The organism is Streptomyces sp. MK7, assembly GCF_032658145.1.
Lineage (GTDB): Bacteria > Actinomycetota > Actinomycetes > Streptomycetales > Streptomycetaceae > Streptomyces > Streptomyces spiralis.
Genome location: NZ_JAVACL010000024.1, coordinates 60,823 through 86,212, shown reverse-complemented (window position 1 = coordinate 86,212; position 25,390 = coordinate 60,823). Strand labels below are relative to the sequence as shown.

The following is a 25,390-nucleotide window of genomic DNA, read 5'->3' as shown; positions in this document are numbered from 1 at the left end:
TCCCGCCGGCCTCACCCGCACCGCACCTCGTCGCCTCTGACCACGCGGGCCGCGCCCTCCACCGGGTCCTCCACGCGCACCTTGCGCACCTGGCGGAAGTCGCCGCCCGCGATCACCCTGAGGGTCGGCCCCTGCCCCGGCACGGCCCGCAGCCCGGCCCCCGGCAGCGCGGCGGCGAGCGACCGCGCCGAGCGGTCCCACCGGGGGTCGTAGAGCACCACGGTCCGCTTCACCCCGCGTTCCTTGGAGTCCACGGGAGCCTTGGTGGTGAGGAACCCGGCCCCGGCCAGCGCGGTGTCCACGCGCCTGCCGAGCCCGACCGTGGTGGTGCCGTTCTCCACCTGGACCCGGACGCTCTGCGGGGCGACCTCCACGGCCACGGCGCGGTCCCGCCGCGGTGACGGCTTGCGCACCGCGAGCGGGCGGTCCTCGCGCAGCGTCCGGAACAGCTGCTCCGCCTTGGCCTTGTCCCACTTCACGGTCGAGCCGAGCCCGCCCATGGGAACGGCCGTCTGCTCGACCGGCACGGTGGTGAACTCGGAGGAGGAGGGGGAGAAGCTCCGCATCGCCCGCCCGAGGTCGAGCAGCTCCTCGGTGCGGAAGCCCCGGTCGGCGCGTACCGAGCTGAGCACGGCCCGGGTCACGTCCCGGAACCTCATCGGGTTCAGCAGCACCCGGGATGAGGTCGCGCGCTCGATCAGCGCGGCCAGGAAGCGCTGCTGGCGCTGCATCCGGCCGAAGTCGCTGGCCCCGTCGACGTGCCGGGAGCGGACGTACTGCAGCGCCTGGCCGCCGGTGAGGGTGTGCGTGCCGGCGGGCAGGTCCAGGCCGGTGTAGGAGTCCTTCAGCGGTTCGGCGGTGCAGATCCGCACGCCGCCGAGGACGTCGACGGTGCGCATGAAGGTGGTGAAGTCCACCTCCAGGTAGTGGTCGATCTTCAGCCGGGTCATGCCCTCGACCACGCGCACGGTCAGGTTCGGTCCGCCCTCGGCATAGGCCGCGTTCAGCTTGACCGGGTGCGGTCCGTGCCGCTTGCCGGTGTTCCGGTCGACATGGGCGGGCAGCTCGGCGTAGGAGTCGCGGGGCAGGCTGACCACGCTGGCCCGTTCCCGGTCCGCCGACAGGTGCACGATCATCATCGTGTCGGTGCAGTGGCAGGGCTGCCCGCCCAGCCGGTACCTGCGCCGCTCCTGGGCGCTGATCTTGTCCCGGCCGTCGGTGCCGACCAGCAGGACGTTCATTCCATGGCCCCTGGGCGGGCGGTTCTTCATGTCCTTGAAGGGGTCGACCCGGACGATGCCGGCGTCCAGGCTGGAGACCACCGCGTGTCCGATCCCGGCCGAGGCGAGCACCACCACCGACAGCGTGGTCACCGCCCGCATGGCCCAGCGCGGTCTGCGGCGCGGCACCGGCGCGTACGGCACGCCGTACGGCCGCTGCGGTGCGGCGGCCTTCCGGGACCCTCGCCGGGACCGCGCGGCGGGCCGGGACTGCGGGGACGACCGGGACGGCGTGGTGGACATGCAGGGACACCTCCGCATATGGCGTGGGTGGGCACCATGAGCACCGTAGGGCCATACGATCTGCGCACCGGGGCAGTGCCCCCTGCGGCGCGCACCGGTGTCCCCCGTACGCGGTAACGTGAGCACCGATGAACGCCAAGCCCGACGTGCGGCTCCCCGCCGTGTCTGTGATCATGCCCGTCCTCAACGAGGAGCGGCATCTGCGCGGGGCCGTCGAAGCGATCCTCGCGCAGGAGTACGACGGCGAGATGGAGGTCGTGATCGCCCTGGGTCCGTCCACGGACCGCACGGACGAGATCGCCGCCGAGCTCGTACGGAACGACCCGCGCGTGCACACGGTCCCGAATCCCACCGGCCGCACCCCCGCCGCGCTGAACGCCGCGATCAAGGCCTCCCGCCATCCGGTCGTGGTCCGCGTCGACGGCCACGGCATGCTCTCGCCGAACTACATCGCCACAGCCGTACGCCTCCTGGAGGAGACCGGCGCGCAGAACGTCGGCGGCATCATGCACGCCGAGGGCGAGAACGCCTGGGAGCACGCGGTCGCGGCCGCGATGACCTCGAAGATCGGCGTGGGCAACGCGGCCTTCCACACCGGCGGCGAGGCGGGCCCGGCCGAGACGGTCTACCTGGGTGTCTTCCGCCGCGCGGCCCTGGAGCAACAGGGCGGCTACAACGAGGAGTTCATCCGCGCCCAGGACTGGGAGCTGAACTTCCGCATCCGTGAGGCGGGCGGCCTGATCTGGTTCTCGCCCGAGCTGCGGGTCTCCTACCGGCCGCGCCCGAACGTGAGGGCGCTCGCCAAGCAGTACAAGGACTACGGCCGCTGGCGGCACGTCGTCGCCCGCTACCACGAGGGCTCCATCAACCTGCGCTATCTCGCCCCGCCGACCGCCGTGTGCGCGATCGCGGCCGGGATCGTGGTGGGCGCGGCCCTGACCCCGTGGGGCTTCGTGGTCCCGGGCGGCTATCTGGCGGCGATCGCCGCCGGTTCGCTCCCGGCCGGCAAGGGTCTGACGCTGGGCGCCCGGCTGCGGATACCCGTGGCCCTGGCCACCATGCACATGTCGTGGGGCTGGGGCTTCCTGACCAGCCCTAAGTCGCTGGCGAGGAGGGTCATCGCCTCGCGCCGGCCGGCGGTCACCTCGCCGAGCTGAGCGGCCGGTCCCGCGAGAAGAGTGACAACAAGACCGAAGGGTGCCCGGCCTGCGGGCACCCTTCGGTCATCGGCTCACCGGCCCGCTTACGGCAGGTTGCGCGCCATGACGATCCGCTGGACCTGGTTGGTGCCCTCGTAGATCTGGGTGATCTTGGCGTCGCGCATCATGCGCTCCACCGGGTAGTCGCGGGTGTAGCCGTAGCCGCCGAGGAGTTGGACGGCGTCGGTGGTGACCTCCATGGCGACGTCCGAGGCGAAGCACTTGGCGGCGGCACCCTGGTAGGTGAGGTCGGCGTCGCCGCGCTCGGAGGCGGCGGCGGCCTGGTAGGTCAGGGCGCGGGCGGCCGAGATCTTCATGGCCATGTCGGCGAGCATGAACTGGATGCCCTGGAAGTCGGCGATCGGCTTGCCGAACTGCTTGCGCTCCTTGACGTAGCCCTTGGCGTAGTCCAGGGCGCCCTGGGCGATACCCAGGGCCTGGGCGGCGATGGTGATGCGAGTGTGGTCCAGGGTCTTCATCGCCGTGGCGAAGCCGGTGCCCTCCTCGCCGATCATGCGGTCGGCGGGGATGCGCACGTTGTCGAGGTAGACCTCGCGGGTCGGGGAGCCCTTGATGCCGAGCTTCTTCTCCGGGGCGCCGAAGGAGACGCCCGGGTCGGACTTCTCGACGACGAAGGCGCTGATGCCCCTGGAGCGCTTCTCCGGGTCGGTGACGGCCATCACCGTGTAGTACTCGGAGACGCCCGCGTTGGTGATCCAGCGCTTGACGCCGTTGAGCACGTAAGTGTCGCCGTCGCGGACCGCCTTGGTCTTCATGCCGGCCGCGTCGGAGCCCGCGTCCGGCTCGGAGAGGCAGTACGAGAACATCCCGTTGCCCTTGGCGAGCGGGGCCATGTACCGCTTCTTCAGGTCCTCGGAGCCGGACAGCAGCACCGGCAGGGAGCCCAGCTTGTTCACCGCGGGGATCAGCGAGGAGGACGCGCAGACGCGGGCCACCTCCTCGATCACGATGACCGTCGCGAGGGCGTCCGCGCCCGCGCCGCCGTACTCCTCGGGGATGTGCACGGCGTGCAGGTCGCCCGCGACCAGTGCCTCCAGGGCCTCCTGCGGGAAGCGGGCCTCCTCGTCCACCGCGGCGGCGTACGGCGCGATCTTCGCCTCGGCCAGCGAGCGGACGGCGTCGCGGAGCATGTCGTGCTCCTCGGACGGGCGGTACAGGTCGAAATCAGCCGATCCGGCCAAGGTCTCTCACGCTCCAAAGCGACCAGTGTGACGCTAACTACCGTTAAGTAACCCGAATTTTAGGTGCCTGCCCACGCAAGTGATACGTGAGCTTGGCGACAGCAGGGACATTGCCCGGCGATGGGCTTGCGCATACCCCCGATATGCTCGGGCAGCGCATCACCCTCGTCCCTCCTGGAGCATCCATGAGCCTCAAGATCACCGTGATCGGCACCGGCTATCTCGGCGCGACGCACGCCGCGGCCATGGCCGAGCTGGGGTTCGAGGTGCTGGGACTGGACGTCGTTCCCGAGAAGATCGAGATGCTGCAGCGGGGCGAGGTCCCGATGTACGAGCCCGGTCTGGAGGAGCTGCTGCGCAAGCACGTGGCCGGTATCGAGGGCTCCAGCGGGCGGCTGCGCTTCACCCAGGACTGGGCGGAGGCGGGTGCCTTCGGCGACGTCCACTTCGTCTGTGTGAACACCCCGCAGAAGCACGGCGAGTACGCCTGCGACATGTCCTACGTCGACTCCGCGGTCGCCTCGCTCGCCCCGCATCTGACCGGGCCCGCGCTGGTCGTCGGCAAGTCGACGGTGCCGGTCGGGTCCGCGGAGCGGCTGGCCCGGACGATCGCCGAGCTGGCGCCCGCGGGCGAGGACGCAGAGCTGGCGTGGAACCCGGAGTTCCTGCGCGAGGGCTTCGCCGTCCAGGACACGCTGCACCCGGACCGGATCGTGGTCGGGGTGCGCAGCGAGCGGGCGGAGAAGCTGCTGCGCGAGGTGTACGCCACGCCGATCGGCGAGGGCTCGCCCTTCGTCGTCACCGACTTCCCCACCGCCGAGCTGGTGAAGACCTCCGCGAACTCCTTCCTCGCCACGAAGATCTCCTTCATCAACGCGATGGCGGAGGTGTGCGAGGCCGCCGGCGGCGACGTCGCCAAGCTGGCGGAGGCGATCGGGTACGACGACCGGATCGGGAAGAAGTTCCTGCGCGCGGGGATCGGGTTCGGCGGCGGCTGCCTGCCCAAGGACATCCGCGCCTTCATGGCGCGCGCCGGCGAGCTGGGTGCCGACCAGGCGCTGACCTTCCTGCGCGAGATCGACTCGATCAACATGCGCCAGCGCGGGCAGATGGTGGAGCTGGCCCGGCAGGCGCTGGGCGGCGGGCCGTTCCTCGGCAAGCGGGTCGCGGTGCTCGGCGCCACCTTCAAGCCCGACTCGGACGACGTACGCGACTCGCCCGCCCTCAACGTGGCCGGGCAGATCCATCTCCAGGGCGGCCAGGTGACCGTCTACGACCCCAAGGGAATGGAGAACGCCCGGCGCGTCTTCCCCACGCTGGGGTACGCCGAGTCCGCGCTGGGAGCGGTCCGGGGCGCCGACGTGGTCCTGCACCTGACCGAGTGGCGCGAGTTCCGCGAGCTGGACCCGGCCGAGCTGGGCGAGGTCGCGGCGTCCCGGCTGGTCCTGGACGGCCGCAACGCGCTGGACCCGGAGCTGTGGCGGCGGGCCGGATGGACGTACCGGGCCATGGGGCGCCCGACGGCATAGGCCGTACACGCCGGCAGGCGGCCTGACGGGTGTGAGCCGCAGGGCTTCGAGCGCCCCGCGGGCCGACGACCGGCACAACGCGCGACGCCGGTTCGGCCGAGGCTCAGTCGGCCGAACCGGCGTCTTCCCGCATTCTGCACCATCCGTGTCCGCGCCCTCTGCACCACCGGGCCGACGGTCAGGGCGGTCATGGCTCCCTGGCGCGGTACCGGCGCATCTTCGCGCGTGCCCCGCACACCCGCATCGAGCACCAGCGCCCGCGGCCGGCCGGGCTGCGGTCGTAGTACGCCCAGTGGCAGGTGACCGCCTCGCAGGCCTTCAGCCGGGTCCAGGTGCCGGCGACCAGGGCCTCGGCCACGGCGGCCGCCACACGGGAGGTCAGGGGGAGGGCGTCGGCGGGGGCGAGGCGCGCCGAGCCGTCCCGTGCGTCGACCGCGACCAGCAGCGGGGCGCGCGCCAGCAGCTCGCCCAGGGGCGTCACCTCGCGGTGCGGCGGATGGCCGGCGTGGGCGAGCAGCGCGGCCCGCAGCGACTCGCGCAGCTCGCGCGCGCCCGCCAGTTCCGCCTCGGTGATCCCGAAGCGCGCCCGGCCGTCCGGCGAGGCGAGGGCGTCGCCGCCCGTCTCCAGGTCCAGCGTGTTCACCAGGGACTCGACCAGCGCCAGGCCCCCGGGCGCGGGCGACCTCTCACTCATGGCAGCGACGCTACCTCGCAAACCGATTGCACGGTTACCCGCCATGGGGGAGCATGCGGTAACGGTTACCGGTTACCGGCTCCTACAGGTAACCAACCGACCGGGTGTCAACCAACATCCCTCGGGAGGAAGTCATGGCTCTGGCCAAGCTGGGTGTCGTCGTCCTGGACTGTCCCGACCCGCGCGCGCTCGCCGGTTTCTACGCCGAGGTGCTCGGCGGAACGGTGGAGGGCGAGGGCGACTGGGTGGACCTGCAGGTGCCGGGCGGGCCGTCGCTGGCGTTCCAGGCGGCGCCCGGGCACGTCCCGCCGAAGTGGCCGGGGTCCGACCACTCGCAGCAGTTTCACCTGGACCTGGTGGTGGACGACTTGGACGCGGCGGAGAAGGGCGTCCTCGCGCTCGGCGCGGAGCCGCTGGACGCGACGGACCACACCCGCACCTTCCGGGTCTACGCCGACCCCGCCGGACACCCGTTCTGCCTCTGCGCCTGCTGAGAGGCGCTCGTCAGTCGCTGTAGTGGCAGCGGGCCTTGAGGATCTTCACTTCCTTGTCGTCCGCCCGGTACACGAGCCGGTGCTCGTCGCCGATCCGGCGGGACCAGTAGCCGGACAGGTCGCCCTTCAGCGGTTCCGGCTTGCCGATACCGCTGAAGGGGTCCCGTTGGATCTCGCCGATCAGGCGGGTGATCCGGCGGGCCATTCTGCGGTCGGAACCGAGCCGGAAGAGGAAGTCCTCCCAGCCGTCGGGGTCGAAGTGGACGCTCCTCACTCGTCCCCCGTCAGCGCCTGCAGCTCTTCCATGGTCTTGCTGACGCCGACCGAACCGGCCCTGTCGCGGGCGACCGCTTCCATGAGCCGCCGGGCGTTCGCCGGGGACCGCAGGAGATACACGGTCTCCTGCCATGACTCATAGTCGTCGGCGGACATGAGGACGGCGTCACCGCCCTTGGAGCTGATGTGCACCGGCGTGTGGTCGTCGTTGACCCGCTTGATGAGAGGGAACAGGTCCCGGCGGGCCTCACCGGCACTTATGGTCATCTGACGCCACCTCTCGCACACAGCACTGGTACCGGACCTCAGCCGTCCAGTTCCTCGATCGTCGCGTTGGACGGGCCCCGTGTGGCGCGCAGGTCGCGGGAGACGTCCTCGGCGGCGCCCAGCACGCGGACCGCGTTCTGCCAGGTCAGCTTGGCCAGGTCGGACCTGGACCAGCCGCGGTCCAGCAGTTCGGCGAGCAGGTTGGGGTAGCCGGAGACGTCGTTCAGGCCGTCGGGGGTGAACGCGGTGCCGTCGTAGTCGCCGCCGATGCCCAGGTGGTCGATGCCGGCGACGTCGCGCATGTGGTCGAGGTGGTCGGCGACCGTGCCCACCGTGGCGACGGGACGGGGGGTGTGCTCCTCGAAGGCCCGGTGGATCTTCATGGCCTCCTCCGAGGTGTCGAGGTGGTGGAAGCCGTGCGCCCGCATGTTCTCGTCGGCCGCGGCCGTCCAGTCGACGGCGGCCTGGAGGACGAACTTCGGTACGAACGTCACCATGGCCATGCCGCCGTTGGCGGGCAGGCGTTCGAGGACGTCGTCGGGGATGTTGCGGGGATGGTCGCACACGGCCCGGGAGGAGGAGTGGGAGAAGATCACCGGGGCGTCCGAGGTGTCCAGGGCGTCCCGCATGGTCGTCGCGGCCACGTGGGAGAGGTCCACCAGCATGCCCAGGCGGTTCATCTCCCGGACCACCTCGCGGCCGAACGCCGACAGTCCGCCCACGCCCGGCTCGTCCGTCGCCGAGTCCGCCCACGCCACGTTGTCGTTGTGGGTGAGCGTCATGTAGCGCACGCCGAGCGCGTGCAGACCGCGCAGGGTGCCGAGCGAGTTCGCGATGGAGTGGCCGCCCTCCGCGCCCATCAGCGAGGCGATACGGCCGTCCGCGCGCGCCGCCTCCATGTCCGCGGCGGTCAGCGCGGGGGCCAGGTCCGCGGGGTAGCGGGCGAGCAGCTGCCGTACGCAGTCGATCTGCTCCAGGGTCGCCGGGACCGGGTCGGGCAGGTCCGAGCGGACGTACACCGACCAGTACTGCGCGCCGACGCCGCCCGCGCGCAGCCGTGGGATGTCGGTGTGCAGGTGGGCGTTCTGGGCGGCGGCGATGTCGCGGGCACCGAGGTCGTAGCGGACCTGCTCGCGCAGCGCCCAGGGCAGGTCGTTGTGACCGTCGACGACCGGGAAGTCGCGCAGCAGTTCCCGGGCTTCCTCGAGGGAGGCCATCGGCGTCACTTCCCCGTGCCGAAGCCGAAGCCGCCGGCGCCCTCGACCTTGGCGCGCAGCCGCTTGCCCTTCTCGGTGGCCTGGTCGTTGAGGTCCTGCTGGAACTCCCGCATCCGGCCGAGGAGCTCCTCGTCGTGGGCGGCGAGGATCCGGGCGGCGAGCAGGCCCGCGTTGCGGGCGCCGCCGACCGAGACCGTCGCGACCGGCACGCCGGCCGGCATCTGCACGATCGACAGCAGCGAGTCCATGCCGTCCAGGTACTTCAGCGGGACGGGCACGCCGATCACCGGCAGCGGGGTGACGGAGGCGAGCATGCCGGGCAGGTGGGCGGCGCCGCCCGCGCCCGCGATGATCACCTTCAGTCCTCGCTCCGCCGCGTGCTCGCCATAGGTGATCATCTCCCGGGGCATGCGGTGCGCGGAGACGACGTCGACCTCGTAGGAGATCTCGAACTCGTCGAGCGCCTTGGCGGCGGCCTCCATGACGGGCCAGTCGGAGTCCGACCCCATGACGATGCCCACCAGAGGACAGGGGCCCGCGTCAGCGCTCGTTGAGGGGTGGTGGTCGGGCGACGGATGGGCAGGGCTCATTCGGTGATCGTGCCTCTCAGGTAGCCGGCTGCGTGACGGGCGCGCTCCAGCACGTCGTCCAGGTCGTCGCCGTAGGTGTTGACGTGTCCGACCTTGCGGCCGGGCTTCACGTCCTTGCCGTACATGTGGATCTTGAGCTGGGGATCGCGGGCCATGCAGTGCAGGTACGCGGAGTACATGTCGGGGTAGTCGCCGCCGAGGACGTTGACCATGACCGTCCACGCGGCGCGCGGGCGCGGGTCGCCCAGCGGCAGGTCGAGGACGGCGCGGACGTGGTTGGCGAACTGGGACGTGATCGCGCCGTCCTGGGTCCAGTGGCCCGAGTTGTGCGGGCGCATCGCCAGCTCGTTGACGAGGATGCGGCCGTCGCGGGTCTGGAACAGCTCGACGGCGAGGTGGCCGACGACGCCGAGTTCCTTGGCGATCCGCAGGGCCATCTCCTCGGCCTGGAGCGCGAGGGTCTCGTCCAGGCCGGGGGCCGGGGCGATGACCGTGTCGCAGACGCCGTTCACCTGCCGGGACTCGACCACCGGGTAGGCGACGGCCTGGCCGTGCGGGGAGCGGACGACGTTGGCGGCGAGCTCGCGGACGTAGTCGACCTTCTCCTCGGCGAGGACCGGGACGCCCGCCCGGAACGGGTCGGCGGCCTCCTCGGCGGACTCCACGACCCACACGCCCTTGCCGTCGTAGCCGCCGCGGACGGTCTTCAGGACGACCGGGAAGCCGTCCCCCTCGGCCGCGAAGCGGACGACGTCGTGCGGGTCGGTCACGATGCGGTGCCGTGGGCAGGGCACTCCGATCGCGTCGAGTCTGGCGCGCATCACCCCCTTGTCCTGGGCATGCACCAGCGCGTCGGGGCCGGGGCGCACGGGTATGCCGTCCGCCTCCAGGGCCCTGAGGTGCTCGGTGGGCACGTGCTCGTGATCGAAGGTGATCACGTCGCATCCGCGCGCGAACTCGCGCAGCGTGTCCAGGTCGCGATAGTCGCCGACGACGACTTCGTTCACGACCTGCGCCGCGGAGTCCTGAGGAGTGTCACTGAGGAGCTTGAACCTGATGCCCAGCGGGATGCCCGCCTCGTGTGTCATACGAGCGAGCTGGCCACCGCCGACCATGCCGACTACCGGGAACGTCACGCCCCCAGGGTATCGGCCGCGCCACCATGGCCCGATCACCCACCACGAGCCCACCCGCCCCGGGCCGTGAGCCCACGGTCTCGGGCCCCGCCCTCCCCCTGCCGCGAGCCCACTCGCCGTTCATCGGTACTACCCGTCGTTCCGGGCCGTGAGCCGGCCGCCTCCCGCCATCAGTCCACCCGACTCCCCGCCATGAGTCCCCCGGCTCCCGCCGCAAGCCACCCGTCTCCGCCACCACGCCCACCGCCCCGGGCCGCCCGCCCGGCTCCCGCCGCCAGTCGCCCCCGGGCGCCTCACGCCGTCAGTTCCCCGCCTCCCGCCGCGCGTCCGCCCGTCGCTCGTCCGTACCGCCCGCCGTTCCGGGTGTTCTTCGGTGTTCTCTTACCGACCGTTTCGCGCACTCTTTCCTGGCTCTTGCGGGTCTCTTCCCTTCCCGTTCCCCGGCGCATGACCCGTCCCCAGGCGCGGCCACCGGCCGCTGGTTAGCATGGCGTGGTTGACGCAATCGACCCGGACGGGGGCCTGCACGACCATGGGACGTGGTTCCTCGGGGCACCGATCGGCGCCCCCGACGCCCCGGGACGCGCTGCTGGGGCGTGTCGGCCGGCTCTGGCGGGAGGTCGCCAAGTTCGGTGCGGTGGGCGGAGCGGGGCTCCTTGTCAACCTGCTGGTGTTCAACCTGGTACGGCATGTCACCGATCTTCAGGTGGTGCGAGCGAGCGTCATCGCGACCGTCGTCTCGATCATCTTCAACTACGTGGGCTTCCGGTACTTCACCTACCGGGACCGCGACAAGAGCGGCCGCACCAAGGAACTGACCCTGTTCCTGCTGTTCAGCGTGGTCGGACTGGTGATCGAGAACGGTGTGCTGTACCTGGCGACCTACGGGTTCGGCTGGGACAGCCCGTTGCAGAGCAACGTCTTCAAGTTCCTCGGCATCGGCATCGCGACCCTGTTCCGCTTCTGGTCCTACCGCAGCTGGGTCTTCCGCGCCCTGCCCGCCCGGGAGGCCGTGGCCGACGCGGAGTCGTTCCTCCACGTGGAGGCACAGGCGAAGAGGCCACGCCCGACCAGAGTCTCCCGCTGACCGGCCAACCCCTCCGGCACGCTCCCGGGCGCGCGCTGCCGCGCTGCCGGCTTACCGCACCGTCGGCTCGGCGTCCGCCGGTTTCTTCAGCGGGGGCGTGCGGGACAGGAACAGTCCGAAGATCGGCGGCTTGGCCTGAAGGAGTTCCAGGCGGCCTCCGTCGGCCTCGGCCAGGTCGCGGGCGACGGCCAGCCCGATGCCGGTGGAGTTGCGGCCGCTGATCGTGCGCTCGAAGATCCGCGCGCCCAGGTCGGCGGGGACGCCCGGACCCTCGTCGGTGACCTCCACGACCGCCTGGTTGCCGGTCACGCGGGTGCGCAGCGCCACCGTGCCGCCGCCGTGCATGAGGGAGTTCTCGATCAGCGCGGCCAGCACCTGGGCGACCGCGCCCGGTGTGCCCACCGCCTGCAGGTGCCGCTTGCCGGAGCTGACGATCGCGCGGCCGGCGCTGCGGTAGGCGGGCCGCCACTCGGCGATCTGCTGCTGGATGACCTGGTCGAGGTCGAAGGAGACCGCGGAGCCGATGCGCGGGTCGCGGGAGTTGGTCAGCAGGCGCTCCACCACGTCCGTCAGCCGCTCCACCTGGGTGAGCGCGACGTTCGCCTCCTCCTTCACCGTGTCCAGCTCATCGGTGAGGGTGATCTCCTCCAGGCGCATCGACAGCGCGGTCAGCGGCGTACGCAGCTGGTGGGAGGCGTCGGCGGCCAGGCGCCGCTCGGCGGTCAGCATCCGGGCGATCCGCTCGGCGGAGGAGTCCAGCACATCGGCCACCCGGTCCAGTTCCGGGACGCCGTAGCGCTTGTGCCGGGGACGCGGGTCGCCCGAGCCGAGGCGTTCGGCGGTCTCGGCGAGGTCGGTCAGCGGGGAGGCGAGCCGGTTGGCCTGGCGAATCGCGAGCAGCACCGCCGCCACCACCGCCAGCAGCGCCACCAGGCCGATGATCAGCAGCGTACGGCCGACCTCGCGGGTGACGGAGGAGCGGGACTCCTCCATCCGGACGGTCTCGCCCTGCTCGCCCTTGGCGGTGGAGTGGATCACGTCGCCGTCCGGCTTGGTGCCGACCTCGATGGCCGGCCGGCCGGGAATGCCGATCACCGCGTACTGGCCGGGGGCCACCTGGTCGTGCAGGATCCGCGCGTCGACCGTCTCGTCGCCGAGCAGCCGGCCGTCGACGATGCTGGCCAGCCGGAGCGCCTCGGAGTCGACCCGCTCCTGGGCGCTGTTGCTGATCGTGCGGGTCTCCACGAGCACCAGGGAGACACCGAAGACGGCGATCACCACGAGCACCACGGCGAGCGTGGACTGGATCAGTCGACGGCGCATGACCTCTTACCCGTACTTACCCGTAAGCATCCGTGAGCAGCCCTGGGGCGGCCGCTCAACTCTTCTCGAAGCGGAAGCCCACGCCGCGCACGGTCGCGATGTACCGGGGGTTCGCCGCGTCGTCGCCGAGCTTCTTGCGCAGCCACGAGATGTGCATGTCGAGGGTCTTGGTCGACGACCACCAGGTGGTGTCCCAGACCTCCCGCATCAGCTGGTCGCGGGTGACGACCCGGCCCGCGTCCCGCACGAGCACCCTCAGCAGGTCGAACTCCTTGGCGGTGAGCTGGAGCTCCTCGTCGCCCATCCAGGCGCGGTGGGACTCGACGTCGATGCGCACGCCGTGCGTGGCCGGCGGCTGCTGGGGCTCGGCGGCACCGCGCCGGAGCAGGGCCCGGACCCGGGCGAGCAGTTCGGCGAGGCGGAAGGGCTTGGTGACGTAGTCGTCGGCACCCGCGTCCAGGCCGACGACCGTGTCGACCTCGTCGGCGCGCGCCGTGAGGATCAGGATGGGCACGGTGTGACCGTCGGCGCGCAGCCGGCGGGCGACCTCCAGGCCGTCCATACCGGGCAGACCGAGGTCCAGCACGACCAGGTCGACGCCGCCCTGCATTCCGGCGTCGAGCGCGGTGGGTCCGTCCTCACGCACCTCGACCTCGTAACCTTCCCGGCGCAGTGCGCGGGCCAGCGGCTCCGAGATGGACGCGTCGTCCTCGGCGAGCAGTACACGGGTCATGGGGTGATGGTAGTCCGACGGTGCCGTCCGCTGGGTTGGTGCTGCGGTGTGATCGACATCGTGCGCTCTTACCTTCCGCCCCTAGGGTCACGGAGCCCCCGGAGTACGGGTGCGGACCCGCGTGTCCCCCGGTCCGGACCATTGAGCCGGGGATGCGATCCTGGAATACGCCCCTTGGTTACACCTTCGAAAGAGTGGGCACGGTTCCCCTTGGACCTGTGATCCGCGTCTCAAGTCCTTCCATACCGGGCGGTGTCCTGCCGTATGGTGACCTGAACGCCTGTAGCACGCAGCGGACCTTTGGCACTCATTCAACGCTGAGGGTCCCTTTTGCGTGCGGGCCGGCTCCGACCGGTCCTGAAAGGAATGACCTAGGGCCGGGCCTCATCGCGCGTCATGACGCGTCGTGAGGCGTGGATCCCGGTGGCCGCCGTCCGCCGCTCCGTGACCCGGGGCGGACTCCCCCTGGGCGTGGGGTGGACGACCGGTCCTGCCGGTGCCGGCCGCCCCCCACCGGGCGCGCAACGGCTCGCCGCCGCGCGTCCCGACCAGCAAGGAACGACCATGGCGTCCAGCCTGACGAAGGACTCGGTCCGCCCGGGCACCCCCGGTTCCGAGAAGACCTTCTTCGGCCACCCCCGCGGCCTGGCCACCCTCTTCATGACCGAGATGTGGGAGCGCTTCTCCTACTACGGCATGAGGGCTCTGCTCCCGCTGTACCTGGTGGCTCCGGGCGGCCTGCACCTGAGTGCGGCCACCGCGACCGCGATCTACTCGGTCTACCTGTCCCTCGTGTACCTGCTCGCCCTGCCGGGCGGCTGGTTCGCCGACCGGGTGCTCGGCCCCCGCAAGACCGTCGCCGTCGCCGGCGCGGTCATCATGCTGGGCCACCTGACGCTGGCCCTGCCGTGGGCCGGCAGCTTCTTCGCCGGTCTCGGCCTCGTCGCCGTCGGCTCGGGCCTGCTGAAGGCCAACATCTCCACGATGGTCGGCCACCTGTACAAGGGCACCGACGACCCGCGCCGGGACGGCGGCTTCACGATCTTCTACATCGGCATCAACCTGGGTGCCTTCGCCGCGCCGCTGGTCATCGGTACGGTCGGTGAGAACGTCAACTGGCACATCGGCTTCGCGCTCGCCGCGCTCGGCATGGCGCTGGGTCTGGCCCAGTTCCTGCTCGGCTCCCGTCACCTGGACACGCGCTCCGACGTCGTACCGACGCCGCTGTCCGCGCAGGAGAAGTCGGCCGTGCTGCGCAAGTCGGCCCTGTGGGCGGCCGTCGCGGTCGTCTTCTACGCGATCGTCGGCTTCTCCGGCGTCTACACCCTGAACTGGCTGCTGGTCCCGATCACCGTCGCCGGTCTGCTCATCCCGATCCTGGTCATCGCCCGGATCAAGCGGGACAAGGAGCTGGACCGCTCCGAGCAGTCGAAGATGACCGCGTACATCTGGTTCTTCGTCGCCGCGGCCGTGTTCTGGATGATCTACGACCAGGGCGGTTCCACGGTGTCGCTGTTCGCCGAGGGGTCGGCCAACAACAGCGTCTTCGGCTGGGGCTTCCCGGTCTCCTGGTACCAGTCGGTCAACCCGGTCATGATCATGGCGTTCGCGCCGGTGTTCGCCTGGATGTGGGTCGCGCTCGCCCGGCGCGGCAAGGAGCCGAGCACCGCGGTGAAGTTCGCGATGGGTCTGCTGCTCATCGGCGCGTCCTTCTTCCTGTTCCTCGCCCCGCTGGCCATCGCCGACGGCGGTCACAAGGCGGCCGCGCTGTGGCTGGTGGCGATCTACTTCGTCCAGACCGTCGGTGAGCTGACGCTCTCCCCGGTCGGCCTGTCGGTCACCACGAAGATGGCGCCCGTGAAGTACGCCTCCCAGATGATGGGTGTCTGGTTCCTGGCCGTCACCGCCGGTGACGCCACGACCGGTCTGCTCTCCATCGCGGGTGTCGACCTGAACAAGACGGGCATCGTGACCATGGAGGCGGCCCTCGCCGCCGTGGCCGGTGTGGCGGTGTGGATGTACCGCAAGAAGGTCAAGGAGCTCATGGGCGACGTGCGCTGACGTTCGTCGGCGCACGTACGTCTCCGGCTCGTCGGTTCGCCGGTCGTCCGTCGCACTGGAGGGCCCTCGCATCCCGTACGGATGCGAGGGCCCTTCCGGCGTTTGCGGGTGTTGGCGGGAGCCGCCCCGCGGCGGGCTCCTGTGGCAGGCGTGCCTACGCGGGAGCTCCCAGCTCCGCCCAGACCCTCTTGCCGGCGACGCCGGGAACGCGTACGACGCCCCAGTCGAGGCACAGGCGCTGCACGATGAACATGCCGTGACCGCCGGGGCGGCCGGCGCGGTGCGGGGTGCGCGGGGCCGGCTGGCCGGTGCCGCGGTCGGAGACCTCGATGTGGATCACCTTGTTGTCGCAGGCGATCTCCATGTGGTCCGGGCCCTCGGCGTGCAGACAGGCGTTGGTGACCAGTTCGGAGACGACGAGGAGCACGTCCTCGGCGGCGGCCCGCTGGTCGGCGCTCGCGGCGGGCAGCCAGCCCCACGCGTACAGCGCCTGGCGGGCGAAGTCGCGGGCGAGCGGCACGACGCCGCTCTCGCCGTCGAAGCTCAGCCTGCGGACCTGACGACCCCCCGACGGGACCGCGGGCACGGTCGTCGCGCCCCTCGCGGACATCCCGTCCGCCGGCGCGCCCCCCTCGGCCGCCCCGGAAGCGCCGCTGGGCTCCGGGCCGTGGTCGCCCGGCGAGTAAGGCCGGGTGGTGCTCATCAGCGCTTCACCTCACCGATTCACCAGTTCACGTTTCACACGTCACTACACAAAGTCACTGCACACATACATGTCGGTACGCCACCTGCCGATGCTCCAGGATGACTCCTGCCCGACCGATCCCATGGGACACCCCCGTTTTCCGGCGCGTGGGGCGTACCCCCCGGCGTATCCCTCGGCGCGCCTCCCGGCGCGGGCCGGTGGGCCCGTCGGCCCGTCGGTCGGCCGGCTGAAGGTTTCCGCAGAACAGCACACGAAACCGACGCGCCGGCGGCCGACGGGCGGCCCGCGACCGGATCAGCCGGTCTCGTCGGCCAGAGCATCCTCGAGCGTGTCGTGCACGCTGAAGACGGCGTCGGCTCCTGTGATTTCGAACACACGCGCCACCACCGGCAGCATCCCGGCGAGGTGCACACCTCCCCCGGCCGCCTCCGCCTTCAGTCGCGCCCCCAGCAGCACGTTCAGCCCGGTGGAGTCACAGAACTCCAGGCGCGAACAGTCCACCACCAGGCGCGAGCGCCCCTTGTCGAGGCACTCCTCGAGCGGCTCGCGCAGCAGGTCGGCCGTGTGATGGTCCAGCTCACCAGCCGGTGTCACGACAGCGCTGGAGCCCTCTTGCCGCACCTCCACCAGAAGCCGGCCCGACTGTGCGCTGCCGACCGTCCCGCGGTCCATGCCGTCTCTCTCTCCCGGTGTCTCGGCTGCTGACTGACGCCCTCGAACACTACGCCTTCCCTCACCCCTTCGACACCCGAACAACCACACAGAAACGGACATATAGCCACATAAGGCACTTGCGGTGGCCGTGGTGAAGCGGGTAGGGCTAGTAGAGACACGCACCCGACACGGCCGGCTTTGGAGGCGCCGCACACCGCAGTGCACGAACTGGCTTCGGCAGCCATATGCCGAGAACGATGGAGGACATCATGTCACCCCGGCTCGACGCCTCGCATACCCAGACGGCGACGTCGACACCCCGTTCGGTCCATCTTGATCCCATCGAGTTTCAGGACGACGTACGCGCCGAGCGGGCCGAGGCGGCCGCCGCGCTGGCCGGACTTCCGGACATCCCCCCGTACGACGAAGTGGCCCCGGACGACGCCCGGGCGCTGTCCAAGACCCTCTTCGAGCGGCTGGAGTCCCTCGAGGAAGGCACCCACGAGTACTCGTACGTCCGCAACACCCTCGTCGAGCTCAACCTCGCGCTGGTCAAGTTCGCCGCCTCCCGCTTCCGCTCCCGCAGCGAGCCGATGGAGGACATCATCCAGGTCGGCACGATCGGCCTGATCAAGGCGATCGACCGCTTCGAGCTCTCCCGGGGCGTCGAGTTCCCGACCTTCGCGATGCCCACCATCATCGGCGAGATCAAGCGCTTCTTCCGCGACACCTCGTGGTCCGTGCGCGTGCCGCGCCGGCTCCAGGAACTGCGGCTGGACCTGGCCAAGGCCGGGGACGAACTGGCCCAGCGCCTGGACCGCGCCCCGACGGTGACGGAACTGGCCGAGCACCTCGGCCTGTCCCGGGACGAGGTGGTCGAGGGCATGGCGGCGTCCAACGCGTACACCGCCTCGTCGCTGGACGCCCAGCCCGAGGAGGACGACTCCGAGGGTGCGCTCGCGGACCGCATCGGCTACGAGGACCACGGGCTCGAAGGCATCGAATACGTCGAGTCGTTGAAGCCGCTGATCGCCGAACTGCCCTGCCGGGACCGGAAGATCCTGTCCCTGCGGTTCGTGGCGGGCATGACCCAGTCGGAGATCGGCGACGAGCTCGGCATCTCGCAGATGCACGTCTCACGGCTGCTGTCGCGCACGCTGGTGCGGCTGCGCAAGGGGCTGACCGTCGAGGAGTGACCGGCCTGACATGAGGTTCTCCGCCCGGTGCCGCGAACGGCGCCGGGCGGAACCCGTCGGGCACCGCACCGACGACTCCCGGTTACCCGCGGAAACCTCTTTCCCCGCCCCGCCTCCCCCACTAGGGTCGCCCTCCGAACCGGCCGGTACGTCAGGACTCCGGAATGCCGGCCGGGGCTGCGAGGAGGCAGACGATGGCTCGGGCCGACGGTACCGGCAACGACGTCGAGACCGGGGACGCGGGTGGCCCGTACACGGGTGCGTCCGGCGGGGCCGCCGGAGGGGCGACGGGCCAGCGCGCAAGGACGCCGGGCGAAGCAGCGGGCCCGTACGCGGACTTGCCCGGCGGGGTCACGGCCTCGGGTGCGGGCGGGGACGGCGAGTTCGGGGAGGTCGACGGCGGCTGCGCGGCGGCGGCCGATGCCCGGCTGGTCGGGTTGTTGCGTGCTGAGACGCCGACGGTCTATCCGGCGCTTCGGGAGTTGCGGGGCCGTCATCACTCTGCCGTGCTTGCCTACGCCCGCCGGTGCACGACCAGTGATGCGGCGGCGCGGCAACTGGCCGCGCAGGCGTTCACCCATGCCGCGCGCGAGAGTGCTCGCGGTGTGGACCGGGGCGTCCCGGTGCGGCTGCAACTCCTGCTGCTGACCGCCCGTCTGGCCGCCGCCTGGTCGCGCGACGAGCGCGCGGGCGGCCTGGACGCGGGGCTGCTGCTGATCCTGAGCACGGCCGGCGCCGACGGCCCCGAACCGCCGCTGCTCGCGGCCTTCCAGTCGCTGCCACTGCGGGCCCAGGGACTGCTCTGGTACGGGACCGTGGAGCAGGAGAACGACGAACGGACGGCCAGGTTCCTCGGCCTCACCCGCGAGGATGTGCGCTACGGCACCCCGCAGGCACTCCAGTCCATGGCCCGGGCCTGTCTGAGAAGACGCCTCGCCGCCTCCGACGACCCGCACTGCGGCGACTTCCGGCGGCTGATCGAGGAGTCCGTACGGCCGGAGAACCCCCGTTCCAGCGCGGATCTGCACACCCATATGGCGCACTGCGCGCACTGCACGGCCGCGTTCGAGGAGCAGTCCGCGCTGCGCGACGACCCGCGCACCGCGCTCGCCGAGGGCCTGCTGCCCTGGGGCGGCACGGCCTACGTCACGCGCCGGCCCACCGAACCGGGCCCGGAGGCCGGGGCGCCCACGCACGCGGGCACGCGGACCACCGCCTGGCCGCCGTCCCGCCGCTACGTCCTGGCCTCGGCGGCGCTCGGCGTCGCCCTCACCCCGCTGCTGCTCTTCGTCCTCTTCTCGGGAGACGCGGAGCCGCACCGGCGGTCGGCGGGCGCGGTGACCACTCCCTCAATGCCCGCCCAGGTCACGGTGACGGCGACGGTGTCGACCGGCCCCGCGACGCCCTCTCCGCCACCGACCTCACGGCCGCCGTCGCCCACACCGTCCCCACGCCCCACACGGACCGCCCACGCCGATCCCCCGCCGCCGAAGCCGACGCCCAGGCCGTCCCCCGCCTATCCGCCGGGCGCGGTGTTCGCCCAGGTGGTGAACGACGCCTCGGGACGCTGTCTGGACGTGGCCGGCGACTTCGACAACGGCACGGACGTCGTCACCGCTCCCTGCGGCTCCGCGGACACCCAGCGCTGGCGGGTGGACTCCGAGCGCGGTGTCGTGCAGTCGGCGGCGGACCCCGACTTCTGCCTGGACAGCCGGGGATCCGTGGACAAGGGCGTCGGCATCTGGTCGTGCGACTCGGTCGACGGCAGAAACGGCCGGAACCTGACGTTCACCGTCGACCCGGACGGCGTCATCCGCCCGGCCATCGCCATCGAGACGGCCCTCACCGACAACGGTCGCGGCTACCTGTCCCTGGAACCGCTGAGCGGTGGGGCGGAGCAGCGCTGGCGGGCGGGTCAGCGGTGAGCGACCTCGCGCACGCCGCGCCGCCAGACCTCGCTCACCAGCGGTACGCCCGGCCGGTAGGCCAGGTGGACGTGGCTGGGAGCGTCCAGGAGCATCAGGTCGGCGCGGGCGCCGGGCGTCAGGCGGCCGATGTCCGTGCGGCGCAGGGCCGCGGCCCCGCCCGCGGTGGCCGACCAGACCGCCTCGTCCGGGGTCATGCCCATGTCCCGTACGGCGAGGGCGATGCAGAACGGCAGTGAGGACGTGAAGGACGAGCCCGGGTTGCAGTCGGTGGACAGGGCGACCGTGGCACCGGCGTCGAGGAGGCGGCGGGCGTCGGGCCACTCCGCGCGGGTGGAGAACTCGGCGCCCGGGAGCAGGGTGGCGACGGTACGGCTGTTCGCGAGGGCGTCGACGTCCGCGTCCGTGAGGTGGGTGCAGTGGTCGGCGCTGGCCGCGTCCAGCTCGACGGCGAGCCGCACGCCGGGGCCGTAGGAGAGCTGGTTGGCGTGGACGCGCGGGTGCAGGCCCCTGGCCTTGCCCGCGGTGAGGATCGCGCGGGCCTGGTCGCCGTCGAAGGCGCCCTTCTCGCAGAAGACGTCGATCCAGCGGGCGTGCGGGGCACAGGCGTCGAGCATCTCGCCGGTGACCAGGCCCACGTACGCCGCCGGGTCCTCGGCGTAGTCGGGGGAGACGATGTGGGCGCCGAGGTAGGTGACCTCGTCGGTGTGCGCGGCGGCGATGCGCAGGGCTCGGGCCTCGTCGGCGACGGTCAGGCCGTAACCGGACTTCGTCTCGAACGTGGTGGTGCCCTGGCGCAGTGCCTCGGCGAGGTAACGGGTGAGGTTGGCCTCCAGTTCCGCGTCCGAGGCGGCCCGGGTGGCGGCGACCGTGGTGCGGATGCCGCCCGCGCCGTAGGCCCGGCCGGACATGCGGGCGTTGAACTCCTCGGTGCGGTCACCGGCGAAGACCAGGTGGGAGTGGGAGTCCACGAAGCCCGGGAGCACCGCCCGGCCGCCCGCGTCGACCCGATTGTCAGTGGCGGGTGCTTTGCTTGATTCACCGGTCCACGCGACGCGGTCGCCGTCGATGACGACGGCCGCGTCCCGGATCAGGCCCAGCGGGGAGCCGTCATTGAGGGAGGGGTCGTTGGTGACCAGCGTGGCGATGTTGCTGATGACTGTGCTGCTCATGGTGTCCTCAGGGATGACGGGGAGATTCAGCCGCGCAGCGCTCGGACGGCGCCTGCCAGCGCCGACGCCACATCGGGTACGAGGGCGTGGACACCGTCGCGCACGACATGACGGCCGCCCACGACCGTGTGGCGCACGTCCGCCGCGGAAGCGGCGAATACGGCTGTCTCGGCGGCGAGTCGCGGCTGCGGGCCCGCTGTCCTGACCGTGTCGAGGGCGATCGTCGTGAAGTCGGCGAGCGCCCCCGTCCGCAGGTTGCCGGCCTCCTCCCAGCCCAGGGCGGCATGACCGGCCTCGGACGCGGCGTGCAGCAGGGCCGCGGCGGTCCAGTGCCCGCGGGTGCGGGTGCGCAGTCGCTCGTTCAGCTCCATCGCGCGGGCCTCTTCGAGCAGGTCGATGACGGCATGGCTGTCGGAGCCGAGGGAGAGGGGGGAGCCGGCGCGCTGGAGGGCGACGGCGGGGCCGATGCCGTCGGCCAGGTCCCGTTCGGTGGTCGGGCACATGCAGGTGCCGGTGCGGGACCCGCCGAGCAGGGCGATGTCCTCCTCGGTGAGGTGGGTGTTGTGCACGCCGGTCGTGCGCGGGCCGAGGACGCCGTGGTCGGCCAGCAGCCGGGTGGGGGTGCATCCGTGGGCCTGGAGGCAGGCGTCGTTCTCGGCGGTCTGCTCCGACAGGTGCACATGGAGCGGGGCCCGCCGCTCCTCGGCCCACCGCGCCACGGTCGCCAGCTCGGGCGCGGGTACGGCGCGCACCGAGTGGACGGCGGCACCGATCCGCGCGTGATCCCGTTCCTTGAGAAGTGAACAGCGTTCGGCCCAGGCCTCGGCCGTCCCGTCCGAGAAGCGGAGCTGGTGCCGCTCGGGCGACTGCCCGAAGCCGGCGGAGAGATAGCAGGCGTCCAGGAGGGTGATGCGGATGCCGGCTTCGGCGGCGGCCTCGATCAGTGCCTCGCCCATCGCGTTCGGGTCGGCGTACGGGGAGCCGCCCGGGGCGTGGTGGACGTAGTGGAACTCACCGACGGCCGTGATCCCGGCGAGTGCCATCTCGGCGTACACCGCGCGGGCCAGGGCGTGGTAGGTCTCCGGGGTGAGCCGCTCGGCGGTGGCGTACATGACCTCGCGCCAGGTCCAGAAGGTTCCGGAACCGACCTGGACGGTGCCGCGCAGGGCGCGGTGGAAGGCGTGGCTGTGGGCGTTGGCCAGCCCGGGGATCGTCAGCCCGCGCAGGGGTTCGGCTTCCGGGGGCGGGATGGGCACGCCGGTGCGGACGGCCGCGATGCGACCGTCCCGCACGTCGAGCGCCACGCCCGGCTCGGCGTGGGTGCCGAGCCAGGCGTGCTCCAGCCAGTACGTCCGCGTCCGCTGGGTGGGCATCACGTGCAGGCCAGTCCTTCCAGTACGTCGGCGAGTGCGCGCACCCCCGCCAGGCAGTCGTCCTCGGCCGCGAACTCGGCCGGGGAGTGCGAGACACCGGTGGGGTTACGCACGAACAGCATGGCGGTCGGGACGCTCCCGGAGAGGATTCCGGCGTCGTGTCCCGCACCGGTGCCGAGCACGGGCACCTTCAGATCCGTCCGGCTGCCCAGGATGCGGGCGAGTTCGTCGCGCAGGGCGTGGTCGAACTCGACGACGGGGGTGAAGGACTCGCGGACCACGTCGAGGTCCACCCCGTGCGCGGCGGCGTACGCGCGGGCCGCCTCCTCCACACCGCTGACCACCTCGTCCAGGGTCTGCTGGTCGGCGGCGCGGGAGTCGAGCCAGCCGCGCACCAGGGACGGGATCGCGTTGACACCGTTCGGCTCCACGGCGATCTTGCCGAAGGTGGCGACGGCACCGGCGAGCTCGGCCTCGCGCCGGGCGGCCAGCACGGTCTCGGCGTACGACAGCATCGGGTCGCGCCGGTCGGCCAGCCGGGTGGTGCCGGCGTGGTTGGCCTCGCCGCGGAAGTCGAACCGCCACCGTCCGTGCGGCCAGATGGCGCCGGCCACCCCGATGGCGTCCCCGGTGAGGTCGAGGGCGCGGCCCTGTTCGACGTGCAGCTCGACGAAGGCCCCGATGCGCGCGAGCCGCTCCGGGTCCGGTCCGATGGCGTCCGGGTCGTACCCGGCGGCCTCCATGGCCCGGGGCAGCGTGATCCCGTCGGCGTCGGTCAGCCGGTGCGCCTGCTCCACGGTGAGCTGACCGGCGGTCAGCCGCGACCCGACGCAGGCCAGCCCGAACCGGGCGCCTTCCTCGTCCCCGAAGTTGACGACGGCGAACGGCTTGCCGAACCGCGCTCCCCTCCCGCGCAGTTCGTCGAGCGCGGCGAAGGCGGACACCACGCCGAGCGGCCCGTCGAAGGCCCCGCCGTCGGGCACGGAGTCGAGGTGCGACCCGGCCACGACGGCGTCCTCACCGTCCGGATCCCCGAGCCAGGCCCACTGGTTCCCGTTCCGGTCGACCTCGTACGCCAGTCCTCGCCCCTCGGCCTGCTCCCGGAACCAGGCCCGGCACTCGCCGTCGGCCCCGGTCCAGGCGTAGCGCCGGTAACCGCCGGAGGCGGAGCTGCGGCCGATCGGCAGCAGCTCCGCCCACATGCTGTGGAAGGTCACGCGTCGTCACCTTCGCGCATCGGCACCCGCACGCCACGCTCGCCGGCCACCGACTCCGCGATGTCGTACCCGGCGTCCACGTGCCGGATGACGCCCATCCCGGGGTCGTTGGTGAGCACCCGCCGGATCTTCTCGCCGGCGAGCTTCGTCCCGTCGGCGACGGTCACCTGCCCGGCGTGGATGGACCGCCCCATGCCGACGCCGCCGCCGTGGTGGATGGAGACCCACGACGCGCCCGACGCCACGTTCACCATGGCGTTCAGCAGCGGCCAGTCGGCGATCGCGTCGGAGCCGTCGAGCATGGCCTCGGTCTCGCGGTACGGGGAGGCGACGGAGCCGCAGTCGAGGTGGTCGCGGCCGATCACGATCGGCGCCTGGAGCTCACCGCTCGCGACCATGTCGTTGAACCGCTCGCCCGCCTTGTCCCGCTCGCCGTAGCCGAGCCAGCAGATGCGCGCGGGCAGGCCCTGGAAGTGGACGCGCTCGCCGGCCATCTTCATCCAGCGGGCCAGGGACTCGTTCTCGGGGAACAGCTCCAGGATCGCCTTGTCCGTCTTGGCGATGTCGGAGGCCTCGCCCGACAGCGCGGCCCAGCGGAACGGGCCCTTGCCCTCGCAGAACAGCGGCCGGATGTAGGCGGGGACGAAGCCGGGGAAGGCGAACGCCCGCTCGTACCCGGCCAGCTGCGCCTCGCCGCGGATGGAGTTGCCGTAGTCGAAGACCTCGGCGCCGGCGTCCTGGAAGCCGACCATCGCCTCGACATGGCGGGCCATCGACTCGCGGGCCCGGGTGGTGAAGCCGGCCGGGTCCTTGGCGGCCTCGTCGGCCATGTCCTCGAAGGCGATGCCGAGCGGCAGGTAGGACAGCGGATCGTGGGCGGAGGTCTGGTCGGTGACGATGTCGATGGGCGCGCCCATGGCGAGCAGCTGCGGGACCAGCTCGGCGGCGTTGCCGAGGAGGCCGATGGACAGCGGCTTGCGCTGGTCGCGCGCCTCGACGGCCAGCTGGAGGGCGTGGTCGAGGGAGTCGGCCCTGACGTCCAGGTAGCGGTGCTCGATGCGGCGCTCGATGGCGCGGGGGTCGCAGTCGATGCAGATCGCCACGCCGTCGTTCATGGTGACCGCGAGCGGCTGGGCGCCGCCCATGCCGCCGAGACCGGCGGTGAGCGTGATCGTCCCGGCGAGCGTGCCGCCGAACTTCTTCGCGGCGACGGCGGCGAAGGTCTCGTAGGTGCCCTGGAGGATGCCCTGGGTGCCGATGTAGATCCAGGAGCCGGCGGTCATCTGGCCGTACATGGTCAGGCCGAGGGCCTCCAGGCGGCGGAACTCCTCCCAGTTGGCCCAGTCGCCGACGAGGTTGGAGTTGGCGAGGAGGACGCGCGGCGCCCACTCGTGGGTCTGCATGACGCCGACGGGGCGGCCGGACTGGACGAGCATCGTCTCGTCGGCCTTGAGGGTCCTCAGGGTGCGGACCATGGCGTCGAAGGAGCGCCAGTCGCGGGCCGCCTTGCCGGTGCCGCCGTAGACGACGAGCTTGTCGGGGTGCTCGGCGACCTCGGGGTCGAGGTTGTTCTGGAGCATCCGCAGGGCGGCCTCCTGCTGCCATCCCAGGGCGCTCAGTTCCGTACCGCGCGGCGCTCGCACTCCACCAGGGGGCGGCCCGTAGGGCCCCGTTCGAGGGTGGTGGTGGGAGGCGGGCGGGCGGGGTCCTGACATGGTCTGCCTCCTGGCGGTTGCTCCCGATGGATTATTACTACGTCTATTCACATCCTGACTTGCTGAATAGAACTAGTCAATACGTCGGTGTGCCGACATCG

23 protein-coding genes are annotated in these 25,390 nt (G+C 71.7%); 7 read left to right on the top strand and 16 right to left on the bottom strand.

Annotation, left to right across the window (positions count from 1 at the left end; all coding sequences use genetic code 11):
* Nucleotides 1–11: 11 nt before the first annotated feature.
* The gene (locus R2S09_RS24655) at nucleotides 12–1,523 is read right to left on the bottom strand and encodes an LCP family protein (protein ID WP_316743290.1); all 1,512 of its coding nucleotides are present in this window, start codon (nucleotides 1,521–1,523) and stop codon (nucleotides 12–14) included.
* Between the two features lie 128 nt (nucleotides 1,524–1,651).
* Between R2S09_RS24655 and R2S09_RS24650 the strand changes: the two genes are divergently transcribed.
* Nucleotides 1,652–2,680, top strand: a complete 1,029-nt coding sequence (locus R2S09_RS24650) for a glycosyltransferase family 2 protein (protein WP_306186048.1) — start codon at nucleotides 1,652–1,654, stop codon at nucleotides 2,678–2,680.
* A gap of 86 nt (nucleotides 2,681–2,766) precedes the next feature.
* Here R2S09_RS24650 and R2S09_RS24645 read toward each other — a convergent pair whose 3' ends face one another.
* Nucleotides 2,767–3,924 (bottom strand): acyl-CoA dehydrogenase family protein, encoded by a 1,158-nt coding sequence (locus R2S09_RS24645; protein WP_316743288.1) that lies wholly within the window; start codon nucleotides 3,922–3,924, stop codon nucleotides 2,767–2,769.
* Nucleotides 3,925–4,109: 185 nt separating this feature from the next.
* Here R2S09_RS24645 and R2S09_RS24640 point away from each other — a divergent pair, with 185 nt between their 5' ends.
* On the top strand, nucleotides 4,110–5,453 hold the full coding sequence (locus tag R2S09_RS24640; RefSeq protein WP_316743287.1) for a UDP-glucose/GDP-mannose dehydrogenase family protein: 1,344 nt from the start codon (nucleotides 4,110–4,112) through the stop codon (nucleotides 5,451–5,453).
* A 187-nt stretch (nucleotides 5,454–5,640) separates the two neighbouring features.
* On the opposite strand, the gene R2S09_RS24635 is transcribed toward R2S09_RS24640, so the two are convergent.
* Nucleotides 5,641–6,147, bottom strand: coding sequence for a CGNR zinc finger domain-containing protein (locus tag R2S09_RS24635; protein ID WP_306186042.1), 507 nt, complete (start codon nucleotides 6,145–6,147; stop codon nucleotides 5,641–5,643).
* Nucleotides 6,148–6,281: 134 nt separating this feature from the next.
* Between R2S09_RS24635 and R2S09_RS24630 the strand changes: the two genes are divergently transcribed.
* On the top strand, nucleotides 6,282–6,641 hold the full coding sequence (locus R2S09_RS24630; protein ID WP_316743286.1) for a VOC family protein: 360 nt from the start codon (nucleotides 6,282–6,284) through the stop codon (nucleotides 6,639–6,641).
* Nucleotides 6,642–6,651: 10 nt separating this feature from the next.
* Here R2S09_RS24630 and R2S09_RS24625 read toward each other — a convergent pair whose 3' ends face one another.
* The 5 genes from R2S09_RS24625 to R2S09_RS24605 form a co-directional block, all read right to left on the bottom strand.
* On the bottom strand, nucleotides 6,652–6,915 hold the full coding sequence (locus R2S09_RS24625; RefSeq protein WP_306186039.1) for a Txe/YoeB family addiction module toxin: 264 nt from the start codon (nucleotides 6,913–6,915) through the stop codon (nucleotides 6,652–6,654).
* Nucleotides 6,912–7,184, bottom strand: coding sequence for a type II toxin-antitoxin system prevent-host-death family antitoxin (locus tag R2S09_RS24620; protein WP_316743284.1), 273 nt, complete (start codon nucleotides 7,182–7,184; stop codon nucleotides 6,912–6,914). Before R2S09_RS24620 ends, R2S09_RS24625 begins: the two co-directional genes overlap by 4 nt.
* A 38-nt stretch (nucleotides 7,185–7,222) precedes the next feature.
* A complete protein-coding gene (locus R2S09_RS24615) occupies nucleotides 7,223–8,401 on the bottom strand; it encodes a dipeptidase (RefSeq protein WP_316743282.1) in 1,179 nt (392 codons plus the stop codon).
* A 5-nt stretch (nucleotides 8,402–8,406) separates the two neighbouring features.
* Nucleotides 8,407–8,922, bottom strand: coding sequence for a 5-(carboxyamino)imidazole ribonucleotide mutase (gene purE, locus R2S09_RS24610; protein WP_306186112.1), 516 nt, complete (start codon nucleotides 8,920–8,922; stop codon nucleotides 8,407–8,409).
* 65 nt (nucleotides 8,923–8,987) lie between these two features.
* Nucleotides 8,988–10,127, bottom strand: a complete 1,140-nt coding sequence (locus R2S09_RS24605; RefSeq protein ID WP_306186033.1) for a 5-(carboxyamino)imidazole ribonucleotide synthase — start codon at nucleotides 10,125–10,127, stop codon at nucleotides 8,988–8,990.
* 532 nt (nucleotides 10,128–10,659) lie between these two features.
* On the opposite strand from R2S09_RS24605, the gene R2S09_RS24600 reads away from it, so the two are divergent.
* Nucleotides 10,660–11,214: a GtrA family protein gene (locus R2S09_RS24600; protein WP_306186111.1), complete on the top strand. Its 555-nt coding sequence runs from the start codon at nucleotides 10,660–10,662 to the stop codon at nucleotides 11,212–11,214.
* Between the two features lie 51 nt (nucleotides 11,215–11,265).
* On the opposite strand, the gene R2S09_RS24595 is transcribed toward R2S09_RS24600, so the two are convergent.
* Both R2S09_RS24595 and R2S09_RS24590 read right to left on the bottom strand, forming a co-directional pair.
* Nucleotides 11,266–12,537, bottom strand: coding sequence for an ATP-binding protein (locus R2S09_RS24595; protein ID WP_316743281.1), 1,272 nt, complete (start codon nucleotides 12,535–12,537; stop codon nucleotides 11,266–11,268).
* A gap of 55 nt (nucleotides 12,538–12,592) precedes the next feature.
* On the bottom strand, nucleotides 12,593–13,270 hold the full coding sequence (locus tag R2S09_RS24590) for a response regulator transcription factor (RefSeq protein ID WP_020940464.1): 678 nt from the start codon (nucleotides 13,268–13,270) through the stop codon (nucleotides 12,593–12,595).
* Nucleotides 13,271–13,834: 564 nt separating this feature from the next.
* On the opposite strand from R2S09_RS24590, the gene R2S09_RS24585 reads away from it, so the two are divergent.
* A complete protein-coding gene (locus R2S09_RS24585) occupies nucleotides 13,835–15,331 on the top strand; it encodes an oligopeptide:H+ symporter (protein WP_306186024.1) in 1,497 nt (498 codons plus the stop codon).
* 154 nt (nucleotides 15,332–15,485) lie between these two features.
* On the opposite strand, the gene R2S09_RS24580 is transcribed toward R2S09_RS24585, so the two are convergent.
* On the bottom strand, nucleotides 15,486–16,034 hold the full coding sequence (locus R2S09_RS24580) for an ATP-binding protein (RefSeq protein ID WP_316743275.1): 549 nt from the start codon (nucleotides 16,032–16,034) through the stop codon (nucleotides 15,486–15,488).
* Between the two features lie 297 nt (nucleotides 16,035–16,331).
* Entirely contained in the window at nucleotides 16,332–16,709 is a 378-nt protein-coding gene (locus tag R2S09_RS24575) for an STAS domain-containing protein (protein WP_030164158.1), read from the bottom strand.
* Between the two features lie 239 nt (nucleotides 16,710–16,948).
* Between R2S09_RS24575 and R2S09_RS24570 the strand changes: the two genes are divergently transcribed.
* Nucleotides 16,949–17,887 (top strand): RNA polymerase sigma factor SigF, encoded by a 939-nt coding sequence (locus R2S09_RS24570; RefSeq protein WP_306186020.1) that lies wholly within the window; start codon nucleotides 16,949–16,951, stop codon nucleotides 17,885–17,887.
* Nucleotides 17,888–18,081: 194 nt separating this feature from the next.
* Entirely contained in the window at nucleotides 18,082–19,812 is a 1,731-nt protein-coding gene (locus R2S09_RS24565; protein WP_306186018.1) for an RICIN domain-containing protein, read from the top strand.
* On the opposite strand, the gene hutI is transcribed toward R2S09_RS24565, so the two are convergent.
* The 4 genes from hutI to hutU are packed head-to-tail and all read right to left on the bottom strand — an operon-like array spanning nucleotide 19,803 to nucleotide 25,289.
* On the bottom strand, nucleotides 19,803–20,984 hold the full coding sequence (hutI, locus tag R2S09_RS24560; RefSeq protein WP_316743271.1) for an imidazolonepropionase: 1,182 nt from the start codon (nucleotides 20,982–20,984) through the stop codon (nucleotides 19,803–19,805). The genes R2S09_RS24565 and hutI overlap by 10 nt on opposite strands.
* Nucleotides 20,985–21,010: 26 nt before the next feature.
* The gene (locus R2S09_RS24555; protein WP_316743269.1) at nucleotides 21,011–22,357 is read right to left on the bottom strand and encodes a formimidoylglutamate deiminase; all 1,347 of its coding nucleotides are present in this window, start codon (nucleotides 22,355–22,357) and stop codon (nucleotides 21,011–21,013) included.
* Nucleotides 22,357–23,574, bottom strand: coding sequence for an allantoate amidohydrolase (locus tag R2S09_RS24550; protein ID WP_306186012.1), 1,218 nt, complete (start codon nucleotides 23,572–23,574; stop codon nucleotides 22,357–22,359). Before R2S09_RS24550 ends, R2S09_RS24555 begins: the two co-directional genes overlap by 1 nt.
* Nucleotides 23,571–25,289 (bottom strand): urocanate hydratase, encoded by a 1,719-nt coding sequence (hutU, locus tag R2S09_RS24545; protein WP_316743267.1) that lies wholly within the window; start codon nucleotides 25,287–25,289, stop codon nucleotides 23,571–23,573. The genes R2S09_RS24550 and hutU overlap by 4 nt, the downstream gene beginning before the upstream one ends.
* Nucleotides 25,290–25,390 lie beyond the last annotated feature (101 nt).